14 protein-coding genes are annotated in these 16,666 nt (G+C 64.0%); 6 read left to right on the top strand and 8 right to left on the bottom strand.

The features are described from left to right. Positions 1–43 precede the first annotated feature (43 nt). Positions 44–1,840: a S9 family peptidase gene (locus OG417_RS25160; protein WP_329260847.1), complete on the top strand. Its 1,797-nt coding sequence runs from the start codon at positions 44–46 to the stop codon at positions 1,838–1,840. A gap of 356 nt (positions 1,841–2,196) precedes the next feature. Here the strand turns inward: OG417_RS25160 and OG417_RS25155 are convergent, their stop codons facing one another. Next, complete coding sequence (locus tag OG417_RS25155) at positions 2,197–3,690, bottom strand: hypothetical protein (protein WP_329260845.1); 1,494 nt, start codon at positions 3,688–3,690, stop codon at positions 2,197–2,199. A 365-nt stretch (positions 3,691–4,055) separates the two neighbouring features. Continuing rightward, on the bottom strand, positions 4,056–5,288 hold the full coding sequence (locus tag OG417_RS25150; protein WP_329260840.1) for a hypothetical protein: 1,233 nt from the start codon (positions 5,286–5,288) through the stop codon (positions 4,056–4,058). 412 nt (positions 5,289–5,700) lie between these two features. Here OG417_RS25150 and OG417_RS25145 point away from each other — a divergent pair, with 412 nt between their 5' ends. Further along, positions 5,701–7,488: a hypothetical protein gene (locus OG417_RS25145; RefSeq protein WP_329260836.1), complete on the top strand. Its 1,788-nt coding sequence runs from the start codon at positions 5,701–5,703 to the stop codon at positions 7,486–7,488. 663 nt (positions 7,489–8,151) lie between these two features. Here OG417_RS25145 and OG417_RS25140 read toward each other — a convergent pair. Both OG417_RS25140 and OG417_RS25135 read right to left on the bottom strand, forming a co-directional pair. Continuing rightward, positions 8,152–8,358 (bottom strand): DUF397 domain-containing protein, encoded by a 207-nt coding sequence (locus OG417_RS25140; RefSeq protein ID WP_329260833.1) that lies wholly within the window; start codon positions 8,356–8,358, stop codon positions 8,152–8,154. 17 nt (positions 8,359–8,375) lie between these two features. Then, positions 8,376–9,203: a helix-turn-helix domain-containing protein gene (locus OG417_RS25135; protein ID WP_329262564.1), complete on the bottom strand. Its 828-nt coding sequence runs from the start codon at positions 9,201–9,203 to the stop codon at positions 8,376–8,378. A 374-nt stretch (positions 9,204–9,577) separates the two neighbouring features. Here OG417_RS25135 and OG417_RS25130 point away from each other — a divergent pair, with 374 nt between their 5' ends. The 4 genes from OG417_RS25130 (at position 9,578) to OG417_RS25115 (ending at position 12,286) form a co-directional block, all read left to right on the top strand. Further along, positions 9,578–10,012: an ATP-binding protein gene (locus tag OG417_RS25130; RefSeq protein ID WP_329260830.1), complete on the top strand. Its 435-nt coding sequence runs from the start codon at positions 9,578–9,580 to the stop codon at positions 10,010–10,012. A gap of 228 nt (positions 10,013–10,240) precedes the next feature. Continuing rightward, a complete protein-coding gene (locus OG417_RS25125) occupies positions 10,241–10,717 on the top strand; it encodes an ATP-binding protein (RefSeq protein ID WP_329260829.1) in 477 nt (158 codons plus the stop codon). 117 nt (positions 10,718–10,834) lie between these two features. Continuing rightward, positions 10,835–11,191 (top strand): helix-turn-helix domain-containing protein, encoded by a 357-nt coding sequence (locus OG417_RS54410; RefSeq protein ID WP_442875726.1) that lies wholly within the window; start codon positions 10,835–10,837, stop codon positions 11,189–11,191. Between the two features lie 93 nt (positions 11,192–11,284). Further along, complete coding sequence (locus OG417_RS25115; RefSeq protein WP_329260827.1) at positions 11,285–12,286, top strand: RNase H family protein; 1,002 nt, start codon at positions 11,285–11,287, stop codon at positions 12,284–12,286. Positions 12,287–12,401: 115 nt separating this feature from the next. Here OG417_RS25115 and OG417_RS25110 read toward each other — a convergent pair whose 3' ends face one another. From OG417_RS25110 to OG417_RS25095, 4 genes are all read right to left on the bottom strand, one after another. After that, complete coding sequence (locus tag OG417_RS25110) at positions 12,402–12,959, bottom strand: GNAT family N-acetyltransferase (protein ID WP_329260823.1); 558 nt, start codon at positions 12,957–12,959, stop codon at positions 12,402–12,404. A 20-nt stretch (positions 12,960–12,979) separates the two neighbouring features. Continuing rightward, positions 12,980–14,284: a helix-turn-helix domain-containing protein gene (locus tag OG417_RS25105; protein WP_329260820.1), complete on the bottom strand. Its 1,305-nt coding sequence runs from the start codon at positions 14,282–14,284 to the stop codon at positions 12,980–12,982. Positions 14,285–14,594: 310 nt separating this feature from the next. Next, entirely contained in the window at positions 14,595–15,119 is a 525-nt protein-coding gene (locus OG417_RS25100) for an NUDIX hydrolase (protein WP_329260817.1), read from the bottom strand. Between the two features lie 42 nt (positions 15,120–15,161). Then, a complete protein-coding gene (locus tag OG417_RS25095) occupies positions 15,162–16,511 on the bottom strand; it encodes a transcriptional regulator (RefSeq protein WP_329260814.1) in 1,350 nt (449 codons plus the stop codon). Positions 16,512–16,666 lie beyond the last annotated feature (155 nt).

Genomic DNA, 16,666 nt, shown 5'->3' with positions numbered 1-16,666 from the left:
CCGCGCGCCGGCCGGGCCGGCGCGCCGATCCCCCGGGACAGTGATGCTCGACCTGACAGCCTTCGTCCCCAAAGCCCGCTTCCAGCCAGGCGTCGCTCTCTCGCCCGACGCCACCAAGGTCGCCTACTCCAGCAACGTCTCCAGCCACTACGGGCTGTGGGTCGCCCCCGTACGCGGAGGGGAACCGCGTTGTCTCGTGGAGTTCCCCGACCAGGCCGTACGGCAGATCGCATGGGCGCCCGACGGCCGGTCCCTCGTATTCATGGCCGACCGCGACGGCGACGAGCAGTACCAGATCTACCGAATCCCGGCCGACGGCGGCACGCCCGAGAAGCTCTCCGCAGCCGACAATCGCCAGTACCGGCTCGCCGCCGACCCGTACGACCCGAACGGCCGCTACCTGATCTACGCGGCGAACGACCGGGACGAGACTGTCCAGGACCTCATCATCCGCGACCTCCACGACGGCCGGGAACACCGCCATATCCCCGTCGGGAAGGCTTCCTACCAGGCTGGCCGCGTCTCCCCGGACGGTCGCTGGCTGGTGGTGGAGGGCTTCAACTCCAACATCGACTCTGACTGCTATCTCGTCGATCTTGCTAAGCCGGACGCGGATCCGGTCAAGGTGACGGACGGGAGCGCCCACTTCGACCCCGTCGGCTGGACCGCGGACTCGCGTGCTTTCTACCTGCTCACCACGGTCTGGGGCGAGTTCATCGCCGGCGCTCGTTACTCGTTGGATGACCACAGCCTCCGGCCCGCCGTCACTGCCGACTGGGACATCGAGACCGTACGGGAGGCTGGCGAAACGCTGCTGTGGATCGTCAACGAGAACGGCCGATCGGTGCTCAATGTCCGACGAGGAGGCAACGCGCCCACACAGCCAGTGCTCCCGCCGGGCGTCATCAACGCGATCGACCTCTCCAGCAACGGAACGATCGCCGCCCTCCACCTCGAAACCGCGACACGATCGGCCGAAATCGCGGTCCTCGACCTGACCAGTGGTCGCCTCACCTACATCACCGACAGCCGCCCACCCGCGCTGGCCACCATCGAGCCCATCGAACCGCAGACGGTCACCTTCACCGCACGAGACGGCCGAGACATACACGGACTGCTGTACCGCCCACACGGCGAGGGCCCGTTCCCCGTCGTCATGTGGATCCATGGCGGCCCCGAGGCCCAGGAGCGCTTCACCTACGAACGATCGGGCCTCTACCAGTACCTGCTGAACCAGGGAATCGCGATCTACGCCCCCAACGCCGCCGGCTCGACCGGGTACGGAGTCACCTTCCGCACCCTGATCTATCGAGACTGGGGCGGCGTCGACCTTCGCGACTTCGAAGACGCAGCGGCCTATGTCTCGTCCCTGAGCTGGATCGACTCGGACCGCCTCGCCGTAGCCGGCGCATCGTACGGCGGATTCGGCGCACTCTCCTGCCTGACCCGGCTACCCGATCTGTGGAGCGCCGGAGTCTCGCTGTACGGCCCGTCCAACCTAGTAACCCTCGCCGCCGCCTGCCCGCCCACCTGGCGAGCCTTCGTCAACATCATCCTCGGCGACCCTGTAGCCGATGCGCAGTTCCTGACCGAGCGCTCCCCCATCACCTACGTCGACCAGCTCACCGCGCCCCTGCTGGTCATCCAGGGCGCCCGCGATCCCCGCGTCCCCCAAGACGAGGCCGACCAACTCGTCGACAAGCTCCGCGGCCGTGACGTCGATGTGCGCTACATCGTCTATGAGGACGAAGGCCACGGCTTCACCAACCGCGACAACGAGATCGCGGCCTACAAACAGGTCGGTGACTTCCTCATCAGCCGCCTCAAACCAGAGACCTGAAAGCGCCGACACAAGTCCGGCCCCAAGAGTGGCCGAGATCTGATCACCGGCGCTCCGCCGGGACACCCACCTTAAGCCGAAGGTGGTTCGCTCTTCGGCTGGTCATTCACATCTAGAGCTAGCGAGGCTGCACAGAAGAAGGGACTGCTGGTTCTCCGGGCCACAGTGCCGGTACGCGGCATGAGCGGGCGTTCGTCGCGATCGGGCTCTTACTCGTCCGTGCCCAAGGGGGAACACCTAGGGAAGGCTGAGTTGAGCGCGCGCCGAGCCAGACGAGCGGAAGCAATGATGGAATGCCCGCGAGACGGAAACTTTTAGTCATGTCATGAAAGGGCCGTCGACTATACAGGTATGTACTAGAGGCGGTGATCGGACGGTATCAAAAGTTGTTCGGCGGCGAGTCTGACAAGCGGGACCTCGCGGCCGAGGTAGAGATCGTCTGTATATGGGCTGTAGCGGGTGCTCGACGCCTTGCTATGTGTAATCGCGCACCGGACCCTATAGATGCGCTTCGCAAGCAGGGTCTTAAGCTCTGTCTGGCCAGCAGCGTTCTGCGTCTTCGCGAAGTCCAGATGGGGCACCTCGGCAAAAGGAAGATAGCCGGTCGAAAAGTAGTCGAGGGCGCCATCAAGATGATGGGCGAGATCCGCTCTTATATCGTCGACATCGACACGATCTTCTAGTAGGCTCTGCAGAGCCTTCAGCTCGGTGAACTTGATCTCGTTTCGATTTACATTCAGCATTATTGCGGCGTCCGGTTCAGCTGCTCGTACATCACTTACCGGTCGTTGCAAGACGCCTCCCGCAGCGGAAACGCGCCTGTGCAAGTTGTTAAACCATGCATCCTCCATCTCGTGTTCTAGAACGTGATAGTAGCCCATAAATGCTGAGAATGGATCGGTTGCTGCAACGGCACGCAGATACCTCAACGAAAGCTCCTCATCGACACTCGTGGGTTGACCAAGAAGATGATCACCCACGAATCCCGGAGTGACTCCGCCGCTGATCGCTTCAACGAAATCTGTTCTCCTGGCATGTAGCTGGCGGATCAAGCTTGGCTGCGAAGGGGAGACGGGGAGACAGTTGACATCAAGGACCGGCGCCAACACGATATCGCTCTCGTAGGCAAGCCGAACCCGGAAAGCAGTCGCTACCCCCTCCAGTTCTGCCGAATCGGTTTCATGGGAACCTTCAATCCGCAACGACCTAAGTCCCGGTGATGCCATGACATTTAGGAGCCGATGCACAGAGATACGGGCGGTGACGTCCTCAGTAAGTGCCCGTCGCTGTTCCTGTTCCATGAGGTAGGCGTACAGTTGTTGCCGATCAAACACGGCTGACCGCTTAATCCCAGTCCGACGCAAAGCCAACCGCATAAGCAACTCCGTGGAAGGTGCACTTACGGTGACCGTGAAGGTACCAATGGGTGTCGACACCTGCTGGACTATGCGGGTTCCGGCGGGTGCTGTCAATGTGGAGTGCGATGTTTCATCACGGATGAGCATCTCAAGAGTGGAAGGTCCGATGATCTGGGTGTCGGGCCGCTCTCTGGAGTTGACCAATGCTTGAGCCAGATGCGCGATGGCGTCGTAACTGATCTCAGCCATCCATTCTGCGTACGGGCGCTCCGTGATCTCACGGTACGCCTCATGCGCTACTCGAATAAGTTCATCATTATCGGAATTGCCGCGCAAAAGACTTGCGCCGATTGCAAATATCGACCGCTGCCCGTCCTCGTCCGTCGGCTCGTAGTCAGTGAACAAATCGCACAGCACGCCACTGATCGCCTCAGCAACCTCCGTAACATCGGACAGTGGCGACAGGGGTCCGCTATAACTCTGCTCGGCCAACCTAAGAATCCTCTCCTTTATATATTTCCGGAAATGGCACCGACGGCTACCGTACAATGCTCTCCCGGGCAGGTCAATCGCCGCTGCAGGGCAACTAATCAATTAGCGTTTTCGCTGCCTTCCGTGCGACATCGATGCATTGCTCGGCAAGAATAAAGTGCGACTCAGGGATGTGTGACTGAACGTCGAGGGCGCGCCCGTCCGCCGCGATGGGACTCCTGGCGGCACCAGCTCTCCGTCCGGCATTACGATTTGGTCAAGTCTGCATGCACGGCAGATACAATTCGCCACCAGTTGCGAGGACTTCCGGCCCATCCTGTGAGGCTTCCGATTGTGGCGTGGGTTGTAGTTGCAGATGTCCGCAGTCAGGCCTCAAGGCCGGCGCTACGATTTCGCGATGCAGCCAATGCCTCTTCTATCACTGGCACAGCATCGCGTATCTTGCGAAACACTTGCGTTGACCGCTTCAAGCGCCGAATTCCTTGTTTGGAAAAACTCGCCATTTGGCCCTCGCATACTACAAATGATGCATATCCGGCCGCGCAAGAGAGATAAACTGTATCTATTAGGTCATTTCGCTTCCAGATAATCCCTTTATTGAGATGCCTGTCCCGTAGGATCTCGCAGAAGAGACCCGTCGCCGGAAGGCTGCGGATGTCTTCGATCGCTTGCTTCTCTTTCCAGTGATGAAGTTGTTCGGAAGATATTCCCGCAGCGCGAGCCTCATCTACGATTTCTGTCTGAAAGTCAGACAGAAGGGAGGCGTCTATATGCTTGCGCTTCTGCCGTGAGTCGATGTCCTCGCTATCAAGCCAATCACTGAATCGCTGAGTCGCTTCGGTCCAGCCGATGTCAGGTCCCGGCTCGAGACGTTCGGAGTCGAGCATTACGTCGATGAGCGCAGTAGCGGATGTCAGAGCCTCATGCTGGAACGCTGCAGCCGGTTGGAAGCCTGGCGGTGAGATATCTGTTGTGCGTTCCCGAGCCGAGTGCAGCACGTTCGGCGCGAGGGTAAACACGGCCGGTATCGGAGTGCCAGCCATGCCAGTCACCTGACGGCGCAGCGCCGCATGGAGCTCGTCGCGCCGGACCTGAAGCGGGTCGCGCATCTGCCAGCCGCGGCTGAGCTGGAGGATCGTGAGCCCGAGGCGGTACCGCTTGTCGGTCTTGGACCACTTAGCAGTCTCGTAGTAGTGGCCCGCGGACGCTGGCAGAATGACTTTGCCCTGCCGCACCCACTCCGTGAGGTGTAGCGCGGCGTCGCGATCTTCGTCCGTGACTCCACCGGTATCGTGCAGGGCATTAGCGAGCGCACTCCACTGGTTTTGATCCAGGTACACGACGAGACGGTCGGCGAGTTGGTCGCCGCCGCCCTGCTTCGGTAGCTCGAAGGCGATGTCGTCACCAGCGCGGGTGACGGCAAGAAGCGCATCGAAAGATGGCGTGTAACTCAGACTGGACAAAGCGCTGGTGTCGGTGAACGGCGAGGCATGCAGAGGAAACCGAGCCTCCTTGCCGTCAGAACGCGTGAAGACGATCGAGGACGTCTCACGGTCCATCGTGATCAGCACGACGAACGGCTTAGTCTCGTTGCTCATCGCAACATGATGCGGGCTGTCCGATCCCTGAACAAAGCGTGACACGTTGTGCTTTCGCTATATTTCTGGGCTTACCGCTCTGAACTGCGGTGATCTTGTGGCTTCATGGCGTATCCTGCGGGATCCGCGATGCGGTAGTCGATCATGACGGACTGGTTGACGCCATCCACGTGAGTCTCGTTCTCCCAGCGACAACCGGCCAGTTCGGTGGGCAGCGAGGCTCAAGGAACGATTTGGAAGCCTCGCCCACGACGCGGGTCCAGACGCCAGCCGGCCACGACTTGCTCAACGCGGCATGGCCGGGAGAGACGCCTGTCACGTGGCACGTTGGCGCGGGGTCAGCCTGCTGGTGAGCAAGATGTTCGGAGGGGTGGGGTGGCATGCCATACATGCAAGACGAGGCCGATCCGAGATGACCGCGATTCCTTGGACGGTCGTAGACCCCGACACGATTGAACGGATGATCGCCGTTGGTCTGTGCCGTCGGCACAAGCACGCTCGACGCATCAAACCTTCACAGGGCGACGGCGGTCTGGACGTCTTGGTTCCGGTGCCTGGCCGGTCACAACTGCAGGTCGAGAACTACCAGGTCAAAAAGTTCGCGGACGGTCTCAACGATTCGCGCAAGCGCCAGATCGAGAAGTCTCTGACCAGAGCCATCGCCACTCACAATGAGACGACCTTCGGATACAGGATCTTCAAGTGGTACCTGGCCCTGCCCATGGATCTCACGCGTGAACAGGAGAAGTGGCTCTTCGACCTCGCCTCCGACCTAAAGGCGCCGTTCCCGGTCGAGGTGTTCGGCCTGACTTCGATCGAGGAACTGCTGCTGGAGTCGCCCAACATTCGTGACTACTACCTCGGTGAAGGCCTGGAACGAGTCCGCGAGGCACTTGCCCAGATAAGCAACCTGGCAGGGTTGCAAGGCATTACCGCCGACCCGGAAAAGCTGGAACCGGCCAACGCGACCGACTCCCTTGCAGAGCTCCATCACCGCCTCAACGCCGCGGATCCTCACTTCAACTACGACTACCAGGTGACCATGGAGCTCCCTCGCATCACGCCTGGTCCAGGCCTTATCGCAAGCGTCATCGGCCGAGCAGGCCGGGATGCGCCGCACGTCACCTGGCACGTCTATACCAAGTACGACAGCGCTCTGGAGGACCGTCCCATCCCCGGGGGCTACACGGTCTATCCCGAGCGGATGAGTTCCGAGCAGCGTAAGGCATGGGAGCGGTGGCGCGACTACGGCACGCCAGTGGTCTTGGAAGGCGACGTCCTCGAGGACTTTACCCTGGATATGCCGGGCGGCCTCGGGGAGCCGCTGCCTGCGGGCGACCATATGTTGGAGATCGGCCCGGCGCTCGGGGAGTTCGAGGACGAGCCGACGACGCGGTCCTTGTGGGTCATCGAGGACGCTGAAGGTGCCAGCCTCGCGGAGAGGATGTTCTCGTTCCGTCTGAAGGGACGCGGACTGGCTGGAGGTGAGTACCGCCATGGCGTCGACGCTGACGGGTACATCACCGTCGACTTCTACGCGATGCCCACAGGAGCGACCACCGGCTCAATGAAGGTGGGTCTCAATCTGCTCGGCGACCGGTGGGCCGGTGAACCGGTGCAACGCGTCCTGCCAATGCTCCGCTTTTGTGCCGCTTGGGGAAACGACAACCTGCTGCGACCACGGGACGAGTTCGGCCTCACCGTCGCCAAGGAGGCCTTCACCCTAAGCGGCGAGTCCCCTATCCCGTCGGTCCTGGTGGCGGCCGTCGAAGACCTGGTTCGCATCAGTGCCGCGACGAAGCGCCCCATTGGGCTGCCGCAGAACATCGGTGCGCTGGCGAATCAGAAGGGCATTGGTCTGCGAGTGATCGCGGACACTGTCTCCGGGCTGGAACCCGAGGTTGGCATTGGTGAGCTGGTGTTGTGGTACGAGGACGAGCCATCAGCCTACGCCGACCTCGCTGCTCGCGCCGAGGCGAAATCGTTGGTCGTGCCCTGGTCCATTCCCTTCCCTCTGCTGGGTGACGACTTCAAGTTCGCGTTCAGCCTCGAGATCTCTGGCGATGTGACGCTGGAGCCCGAAGAGACGACCACGAACCAGCCGAAAACGAAGAAGGCGGTTCGCGTGGTCCCGGCCGAATCGACCCGTGGGCGTCTTCGCTGGGCCGCCGATCCGACCTCTAGTCGGGCCGAAGACTGACCGATGTCGAACGAGACCAACGGGTAGTCCAGGCGCAGCGTCAACGCCACTACTGTCCCGCCGATTCCGCGCCATCCGATCATCGGCATGACAGGCGACTGTGTGCCGCCTTGTGACGTGGACGGTTCCCGGAGGCCGCCCATCGGAGCACCTTCCCGATGTTCCGTGGCCCAGACCGGCACCTAGCCCTGGGTGGAAGCGGCCGGACCGTACAGTCCGTTCCACGTCCGGCGACAGCGTCGGTTTGCGCCGTCGGCACTCGCGGGCAAAGATCGAGACACCTCGCCGAGCTCACCGGACAGGGCACCGTCATCTTGTTTGCTATCGGCACCGGCAACGTGCTGGGAACCCTCACCTCGCCACCCGCGCGTTCGGCAGGAGAAGCATCATGGGCCGCGACGACAATCACAGCTGGCCCGAGGAGAGATGAACTGGTCACCGCGGCCTCCTCCAGCTCGGTCGTCCGCTGGCGCCTCGATCCGGCCACCCCTCCGCATGCGCCACCGCCGACCGCGATTTCAGGGCGGAATGGGGACGCTCGGGCCGGACTCACTCGCCTGCCTCCGCTGATAAGGCGTGACACACCGAGCGTATAGGCGGCGTCGGCCGAGGCAACATCCTGAACCACAGCAGGTCTGGCAGACCTGACCGCGCCAGCCGACGCTAGTCCAAGTTGAACTTGCCCTGCTTGATCCCTTCAATGAGGACGGCCCACGCTGACGGCGTGAACGCGAGCGTTGGACCGTCAGGGTCCTTGGAGTCGCGTACGAGCCGGGATCCGTTCAGCGTCGCTGCCTCGACGCAGCCTTCCCCGCCATCGCTGTGCGTGCTCTTGCGGAAGACCACTCCGGAGATGTCACGGTCGGGCATGCGGTCCCTCTCTGCGGTCAACGTCCCGCCCGGCGTGCGAGCAACGCCGTCGAATCGTCCGGGCTGAGCGCTGTGGCCTGCATCTGCTCGAAGGCGAGGGTGTGCGTGTGCACCTGGCCCTCGTCCTCAATGTACAGAGCACCGGTCATGCTCTCGACATAGACGACGTTCGGGAAGTACTGCTCAGGGAACTGCAGGATCGAGAACGAACCGATGACGCCCGGATGGGCGCCGACGCTGGCCGGCATCACCTGGAGCATGACGTTCGGCAGCTCTGCCAGCTCAAGTAGGCGCTTGTACTGCGCCTGCATGACCTCTTTCCCACCGATCTCGCGATCGAGTACTGCCTCGTCGATGATCGACCAGAACCGCAGAGGTTGGTCTCGCTCGGTCAGTACGGCTTGGCGCGCCGCGCGTACGGCCACTCTCCTGTCGACCTCGGCGGGAGGCTTGAAGCGCATCAGGGCGGCTCGGATGATGTGGCGGGCGTACTCCTCGGTCTGCAGAAGACCGTGGATGACTCCCATGCTGTAGCAGCTCAGCGCTTCGGATTCGGCCTCCAGGCCGATGTAGGTCGCGTAGTCGGTCCGCAGCGGTTCGGTGTCCCACCAGTCACGTTGACGGGCGGTCCGCGCGAACGCGATCAGCGCGTCGCGGCGGCCGCCGGCGACTCCGTAGAGGTCCAGGAGGCCTTGGACCTCCGGGACGGCGACACGCCGTAGGACGTTCTCGATCCGCGACAGCTTGGTCTTGCTCCAGCCGAGCCGCTCGGCTGCCTCCTCAAGGGTCACCGCACTCGATTCGCGGAGACGGCGCAGCTCAGCGGCCAACCGGCGTTCCCGCACTGTGGGTTGCCTCGTCGACACTCGCAGCAGTCTGCCCAGCGGGGACCGCGGCGGCAACCATCTTGAGCCTCACAGCCAAGATCGATCTTGAAATAGTTTCTTGAAACAGTTGCGGATACCTTCTCATGCCCTGCACGATGCGTAGTGCAAGGAAGGCGAAGCGTGAGGTCAGCGCAGGTCTTGGCCGGTCAGCCGGTCACGGGCGGGCGGGTGACCTCGGCGACTGGCCTCTGTCCTTGCGACGCATGATTGCCAGGCTCCCGGCGGGGCGGTTCCCCCGAGCTGCTCCGCCGGTGAGGGAGCTGCGGTCCCGGCTGTCGCTCATCGAGCGCCCCCCAGGCCGGGACCGCAGCCGACCATAAAGGAGCATTCGCATGTCCATGCCACTCACCGATGCCAGCCATGACCTCGGGGACGACCGTTACGCCATGCGCTGGCGGCGCACCTTCCCGGGTCGTCCCGAGCAGGCTCAACCGGCCCGCGAGTTCGTCGCGTACCTCCTAAGCGGCTGCGCGCTCGCCGACGACGCCGTCTCGACAGTGGGAGAGTTCGTCGTCAACGCACTCAGGCACACACACTCCGCCCTGCCCGGCGGCCGCTTCACCGTGGAGGTACGGCGGTGGCCCTCCGGCATCTCCATCGGTGTAACCGACCAAGGTGGAACAAGCGAGCCCGCAGCACGCGAACCCGACCCGCTGGAAGAGTCCGGACGTGGTCTGAAGACCGTCGCGACCCTGGCCAGTCGCTGGGACTGGACCGGTGACGCGAACGGACGGACGGTCATCGCAGTCTTCGATATAGCTAATTAGGCCATATACCCACTTCTTAATTTTACCGCATAGCGCCATCACCCATTCGCCATGAGCAAGTCTGTGTACGTCGTTGAATATTCCGATGTGTCATGACCTTATAGCGCACCGCATGACGTATCAGCGTTGAGGTGCCGAAAACCCTCCCGGCAAGGTGACAGACCCACCGCCGTTAAATTGCACGGTCGCATGGAAGCAGGCGGCTCGGTCAAATCCAATGGAGGGCAAGTGTGCGCATCACGTGAATTAATAGTCGATCCTGGACATAGCTCAGCGCCGCCTGAGATAGCCGAGAGCGCGGCGTACCAGTTGCCTCTTGCTCCGCATCCGATCGCAGCCGAACAGGCGCGCGTGTTGGTGCGGCTCGCGTGTACCGGCTGGAAGCTCGGCGACGTTGTTGACGTCGTCCTACTCGTCACGGTCGAGCTGGTCACAAACGCCCTGAAGATCGGAGAAGTGTTCCGAGTCGCTGTCTCCCGGCAGGCAGGAACCGTGCTGATCGAAGTCTGGGACAGCAGCGAAGCAGCCCCCGATCGCCAGCGAGAGTCCGTCGACCGTGTGGACGGACGTGGCTTGCTGTTGGTCGAAGCCTGCTCGAAGGACTGGGGCTGGCGCCTGGAGGACCAAGGCGGCAAGACCGTCTGGGCTGCCATCGACCTTCCAGACACCTCATCCGCGATGCCGCACTCGCTCGCACGCATCTGATCAAGGCACCCATGGACTCCCGGCCCTGAGCCACTGTGGACGCCGCCGAAGCCCCCGTACGGCGCGTCCCGGGGAAGCGAGACGGCTCAGGGCCGGGCGCTGACAGAGAAAGACATCATGCTCGCCCAAGAACCTAATGACCTGCTCAAACCGCGCGAAGCCGCCGAACTGTTCGGCGTCCGCACGACGACCATCGCCCGCTGGGCCCGCGAAGGGAAACTGACACCGCTGCGCACCCCCGGCGGCCACCGCCGCTACAGCCGAACCGCGATACAGGCGCTACTGGCCGACAACCCTGAGCCCAGCGCGGACTGGCAACAAATGACGGAAGACGCGGTCCGGCTCTATAAGCAGGGGTGGAGCATTCGGCAGGTAGCGGACCAGTTCGAGTGCAGCTACGGCGCCATGCGCCGCATCCTGATGACCCGCGTCACGTTCCGCAACCGCGGCGGCACCTATCCGACAATCGAGTAGCCGACGGCGCCGATGATGCCCGAACCAGAAGAAAGCCCCGGCGGTCCTGTGCCGTCCCGGCGACTTGAACAGGCCCCATCCCGGAGTGCCGCCGTGATCGCCGCAGCGACCGCTGAGCCCGACATCACCGATGAGGTTCTCGCGGAAGAGCTCGGCGTTCCTCCGAAACAGGCTAGGCGGCTCTTGTGGGCCGCCCGCCGCAACGGTCGTGTCCCGCCCACTGCCGAGGATCCCGATCGAGGACTGCGTTCGGCCGCGGTCGAGATCTTCATGCGTGCCCCGGACAGCTCTAAGCAGGCGATCGCTGACGAGCTCGGAATCGGTAAGCGTCGCGTCTATGGGCTGCTCCGTACCGCTGAGCTGCTCGGCGAGATCCCACCTGGCATGCGCGCCCGCATGGATCAGCGAAGCGACTGCGGGCTACCGCTCGTCTTCGTATGGACGGACGGATCGGCACCCGGAGGTAACCGTTACGGCCCGTCCGCCTGGGCGGCCATCATCCGATGGGGAGCCGGCCCGAGCGCGGAAGTACGGAAGCTGGGCGGACGCCTGCCAGAATCCAACAGCGCTCGGGCCGAACTGGCCGCCGCTATACACGCTTTACGAGCTCTGCATCGGCCCGCATGCGTCACGCTGCACTGCGATCACGAAACCGTCGTCGACGGCGCAACCGGGCAGGCGACACCGCGCGCCCACCGCGACCTGTGGGACGAGCTGCGAGAGGCTTCCGCGAGCCACCACATCACCTGGGTGTGGGTTCGCGCGCATCACACGAGCCGAGGAAACCGAGCCGCCGACTCACTCGCACGCGCCGTCCGGAAAGGTTCTCGACCCGGCAGAAGCTGGCGCGAGGAGCTCCGGGCCGGGCGAGTGGCGAACGCCGCGAACCACCTCGTCCACATCGGCCGGCTAAGACGTCTCACGTGGGATTTCTCCACCATCGGTCCCCTCCACCGGCCGACACACATCGCCACCGCGGCGACCGTCGACAACCGCATCGGAGAGCACCTCACGACCACCGGCACGGGCAGCTCAAAAGCCGCAGCCAAAACCGACGCGCTCACGCGTCTGGTCGCGACTCTCGGCATCGAGTGAGCCACACGGCAGCGATTCGAGATCGCGGCCGGTTCCCGGCCGCGCCCTGTGGACGGGGACTCCGCGAAACGACCAGGTACCGCTATGAGATGCGGCACCTACCGAACCTGAGATCTCAGCGTCCTAGTGGTAGCGGAAGGATCAGCACATCCATCAGCGGGGCATGAGGCATGGCGGGACGCAGTTCGGCCGCCTTGCGCCAGCCCCACCGGGTGTACCTCCGATAGGCGGTTGTGTTCTCCGGGCGCACGAGCAAAGTCGCCCGCTGTTCCTTTCGCGACGCGAGCAATTCGTCGTGGAGGGCATGACCGATGCCCCGGCCGGCATAGCGGACGCGGACCATGAACTCGCTGAACGCGAAGGTCCGCGTTCCGTCCTCATCGGTGAACCCCGGCTCGACGTCGCCGACGAGCCCCTTCCACCAGGCACTATCCGGGCCGAGCGCCCACCCCCATGCCTGCCCGACCGGCTGACCGTCCAGGAATGCGACGACCAGGTCGAACCCCGCACGGCCGGTGTAGATGTCGAAGCGCTTCATCGGCGCGTCACCGGACTCGAAGGGGTCTCCCCGTTCGATCGCGGCGGCATACGCCTCGTGGTGGATCAGCTCCACCGTGTCCCTGATGGTCTTGGCTCTCGCAGCGTCATAGCGGCGAAACGTCAGCTCGGGCACCATCGCTCTCCCTACCCGATCTAAGCGGCCAGCGCGCGCACGGCCGCGTCGAAGCGGACGCAGAACTCCTCAGCGGAGGCTTGTTCAGCCGCTGCCCGCAGCGGGCGCAGCTCGGCGAGCGAACGCGCCGAGGTCATTTGCCCGCCGGTCATTGAGGGCAGGATCACGGCCCCTTCGGTTATGGCCAGGCTGATATCGCCGTCGTTCAGCAGTGCGTCGGCCAGCCGCGCGCGGTAGTACGCCTTGTCGCAGGTCGACCGGTCCGGGTCGTCCAGGACCGCGCGATACAGCGCGGTCGCCCGCCCGTTGTTCACCTGCTGTACACGGCTGATCGCCTCATATCCCAAGGCTTCGTATCCAGTGATCTCCGAATCACTGACGAACATCGCCCAGGCCGGATCAGCGGCGTGCGAACCGCGTTCCAGCTCTCGGCGTGCGGTGGTGATCTGCGAGCGGAACGCGATCTCGTCACCGAGCTCCGCGTGCGCGAGCGCCTGTCGCAAGGCGATCAGGGCGTGCAGGCGTGGTGAGGGTTCATGCCGAGCGAGCTCGGCGGCCCTGCTCGCGAACCGCAGGGACTCTCGGGCGATCCCACGCCGGCCCGTCACGCGCGCCAGATATGTCGACTGCTGGGCGAGGTTCGTGTACACGTGCACCGCGACTACGGCGTCTTCAGCGCTACCGGCCAGCAGCTCGGCCTCCCCGTACAGTTGCCGAGCGAGCTTTTGATCGTTGCGGTCGTAGGCCGCCCAGCCGGCCGCCTCCCCCAGTTCAGCCGTCACCACAAGCAACTGCCTGCCGATACTGGTGGTGTAGTCGGACTCATCCAACATCGCCCGAGCCCGCGCGAAATGCCGGAGCGCCTCCTCCAGCGCGGCGCCTCCACCGGCGTCTCGATAGCGACTGCGGATCTGGTCAAGACATGCCCGCAGATAACGCACGTGCGCAGCGTCGACACGAGTCGGGACCGGAATAAATGGCAAGGCCACGCCCACCGTCAGACCTGCCGCCATCGCGTTGAACGACCGCCGATCCACCTCGAGTCCTTCCGCAAGCTTCGAGCCACTGTCTTTACCCAGAATCGCATCGGGATCGCCAAGGATCAGCGGCAGCAGCGCCTCGCGGGGCATGCCGACGGTGTCCGCGAAACGCAGCAGCTCACGTACGTCATACAGCGTGTCCCGCCGCCCCCGTTCGATCAGGCTCACCGTGGACTGAGACCAACCCTCCACGATGTTCGCGAAGTCGAGTTGGGAAAGACCCGTCGCGGCGCGCATGATCGCCACCACCGCCCCGACGTCAAGACGCGCGAGCGCTCGCCGCATCGGCTCGGAATCCCACAACCACCCAGGCACCGACGTACCGGTCCCCCGCGAGGCCCGCAGGCATGCGGCGCACAGTAAGTCCGAGCTGTACCTGCTCAACGACGCCAATCGACAGGACGGGCAAACCTGGTCACGGGCCATCCAGCGGCCCTCCATCTCGGCCGGCTTCCTCAAGGACACGGTCTTACCGCAGCCACCGTAACCACGCCCAACAGCACGGGCTATTCCAATGTGTCATGCCCGCGATCGCCGGTCCACGACGAACCGGCATTGGGCCTGCAGGAAACGGCGACCGATCTCCGCGCGGCGATCAGCCGCTCGCCAGCACGTACAGAAGCGCTACTAGGGTCGTGCCGCTGACGATGTCTTGCTTGTCGATCAGCTCGCGTATCTCGCTGAGCGGAACCCATTCGATCCGTTCGGATTCCCAGTCTTCCTGCGGTGGCCCGACGTATGTTGCCGTGTCCGCGCGGAAGATCGTGTGTTGGCTGTCGCTGATACCGGGTGTCGGATGCGTCACCACCACTGGCCGGAGCGGTCCGGGTCGCCAGCCGGTCTCCTCTTCGACCTCTCGCGCGGCCGCGGCCGCCGGGTCCTCACCTGGATTCATTCCGCCGATCGGGATCTCCCAGCCCCAAGCGTCGGTGATGAACCGGTGGCGCCACATCAGCAGGACGCGCTGACGATCGTCAACGACGACCGCGCCGGCGCCGGGTTGCGCGCGGATCAGCCGGTGTTGGAGGTGCCGGCCGCCGGAGATCTCGACGTCCGCGAGTCGGATGTCCAGCCATTCGTCGCGGTACAGCTCTGTCTCGGAGTGGACTCTCCAACGCATACAGACCGCTCCTACATGAGGGCTTCGGGCAGCGGCACCACGCTATAGGGATGTGCCGGCCTGGTGGCGTACGCGTTCGAGGAAGGCCCGGACGGCGGTCGAGTCGTGCGTCTGAAGTGCTCTCGCGACCGTGATGACGCGATCATGGATGCGGGCGGATTCCATGCCCTCGGCACGCTGCAGCATCTCATCGCCGATGGCGATCGCGGCCTCGGCCTCCCCGCGTTGGCTGAGGACCAAGGCGAGGGTGGCGTAGCGGTGAGCCTGGCCGCGGAGATGGGACGCTGAGGCGGTGGCGACGGCCTCTTCGGCGTACTCCTGTGCCGCTTTGAGATCGCCGAGGCGACGCAGCGCATCGGCGTGCTGGGTCTCGATGAGGCCAGGTTGCACGTAGCCGGTCTCGCGGGGTTCGTTCGCCGGGTCGATACGTGCGGCTCGTCTCTCCGCGGCGCGCATGTGTCGATGACAGGAGTTGGCGTCGCCGATGCGTGCGTATGCCTTCGCCTGCAACGTGTGCAGATCCGACACCAGTGCCGGCGACAGCTCACCTCGCGCCCCTCTTAACGCCGTTTCCGCGTACTGGATGACCAGGCGCAGGTTTCCCCGGTACATCGCCTGGTTGGCGAGCAAGGCGACGACGTAGCCCCCGAAGCTGCGCTGTCCGCTGGCCTTTGCCATCCGCAGAGCGTGGAGGAAGTAGCGCTGGGCCAGTGCCTGGTGGTCGGAGTCGTAGGCGCTTATCCCGGCCAGCGCGACCAGGCCACCGACAGCCCGATACAACTCGCGGCCGGTGCGGTCGTCGAACGTGCCGCGCAGGAGCGGGGCGGCGCGCTGGCTGAGGAACTTCAAGATGCGAGGGCGCACCGGTACGCCGCCGACACGCCGGTACATCTGTTCGTAGGTGTTCCGCGCGTCCCGGATCCGATCGACGTCGCTCATGCCCACGGCCGCAGTGCCGTGGTGAGAGACGTCGATGTCGTCGGGAGGGTTCTCCCATTCGAAGACGGGAGCGATCGCCGCGGCTCCGTGGAGCGTGTTCGTCCGCCGCGAGACTCTGACCGATTGCTTCAGGTCACCGCGCCAGAGCGCGATGGCGCTGTCGACGGTGCGACGTAGTGGCACATCCTCGTGGGTTGCAAGTGCGCGATCCATCCCGATGTCGGCGAGCGTCAGGGTCCGTCCGAGCTTGTGGCCGATGATTTCGCAGATCAGCGACGGTGTATCTCCGCGTGGGATCGCGCTCTTGTCGACCCAGCGGCCGACCGACGTGTGGTCGTACTGGGTCGGCTTGCCCGTTTCGCTCGTCTGGCGGTTGATGCGGGAAGCGAGCCCGGCGCGGGAGATCCCGGCCTCATCAAGAAGGGCGTCCAGGAGGATGTTCGGCTCGCTCATCAGGTCGCCCCCGCGTATCCGCCATTGCTGCCGCAATGTAAACACGGCCTGACCCACTGTTCGCGGGCTATGACCAGACTGGGTGTGCGAGTTTCACACCCCGTGTGTTTCGAGCGCTCGAATCGTCAGGAAGTACGCCCTTCCCTGGAGGGTCA

It is taken from the genome of Actinoallomurus sp. NBC_01490 (assembly GCF_036227085.1).
GTDB classification, from domain to species: Bacteria; Actinomycetota; Actinomycetes; order Streptosporangiales; family Streptosporangiaceae; genus Actinoallomurus; species Actinoallomurus oryzae.
The sequence above is the reverse complement of the archived record's forward strand: the minus strand, read 5'-3'. Positions and strand labels throughout refer to the sequence as shown.

Coding starts and splice junctions, on each gene's coding strand:
- OG417_RS25160 (WP_329260847.1), top strand. CDS start 44: ATGCTCGACCTGACAGCCTTCGTCCCCAAAGCCCGCTTCCAGCCAGGC.
- OG417_RS25150 (WP_329260840.1), bottom strand. CDS start 5,288: ATGAGCAACGAGACTAAGCCGTTCGTCGTGCTGATCACGATGGACCGT.
- OG417_RS25145 (WP_329260836.1), top strand. CDS start 5,701: ATGACCGCGATTCCTTGGACGGTCGTAGACCCCGACACGATTGAACGG.
- OG417_RS25140 (WP_329260833.1), bottom strand. CDS start 8,358: ATGCCCGACCGTGACATCTCCGGAGTGGTCTTCCGCAAGAGCACGCAC.
- OG417_RS25130 (WP_329260830.1), top strand. CDS start 9,578: ATGTCCATGCCACTCACCGATGCCAGCCATGACCTCGGGGACGACCGT.
- OG417_RS54410 (WP_442875726.1), top strand. CDS start 10,835: ATGCTCGCCCAAGAACCTAATGACCTGCTCAAACCGCGCGAAGCCGCC.
- OG417_RS25105 (WP_329260820.1), bottom strand. CDS start 14,284: ATGCGGCGAGCGCTCGCGCGTCTTGACGTCGGGGCGGTGGTGGCGATC.
- OG417_RS25100 (WP_329260817.1), bottom strand. CDS start 15,119: ATGCGTTGGAGAGTCCACTCCGAGACAGAGCTGTACCGCGACGAATGG.
- OG417_RS25095 (WP_329260814.1), bottom strand. CDS start 16,511: ATGAGCGAGCCGAACATCCTCCTGGACGCCCTTCTTGATGAGGCCGGG.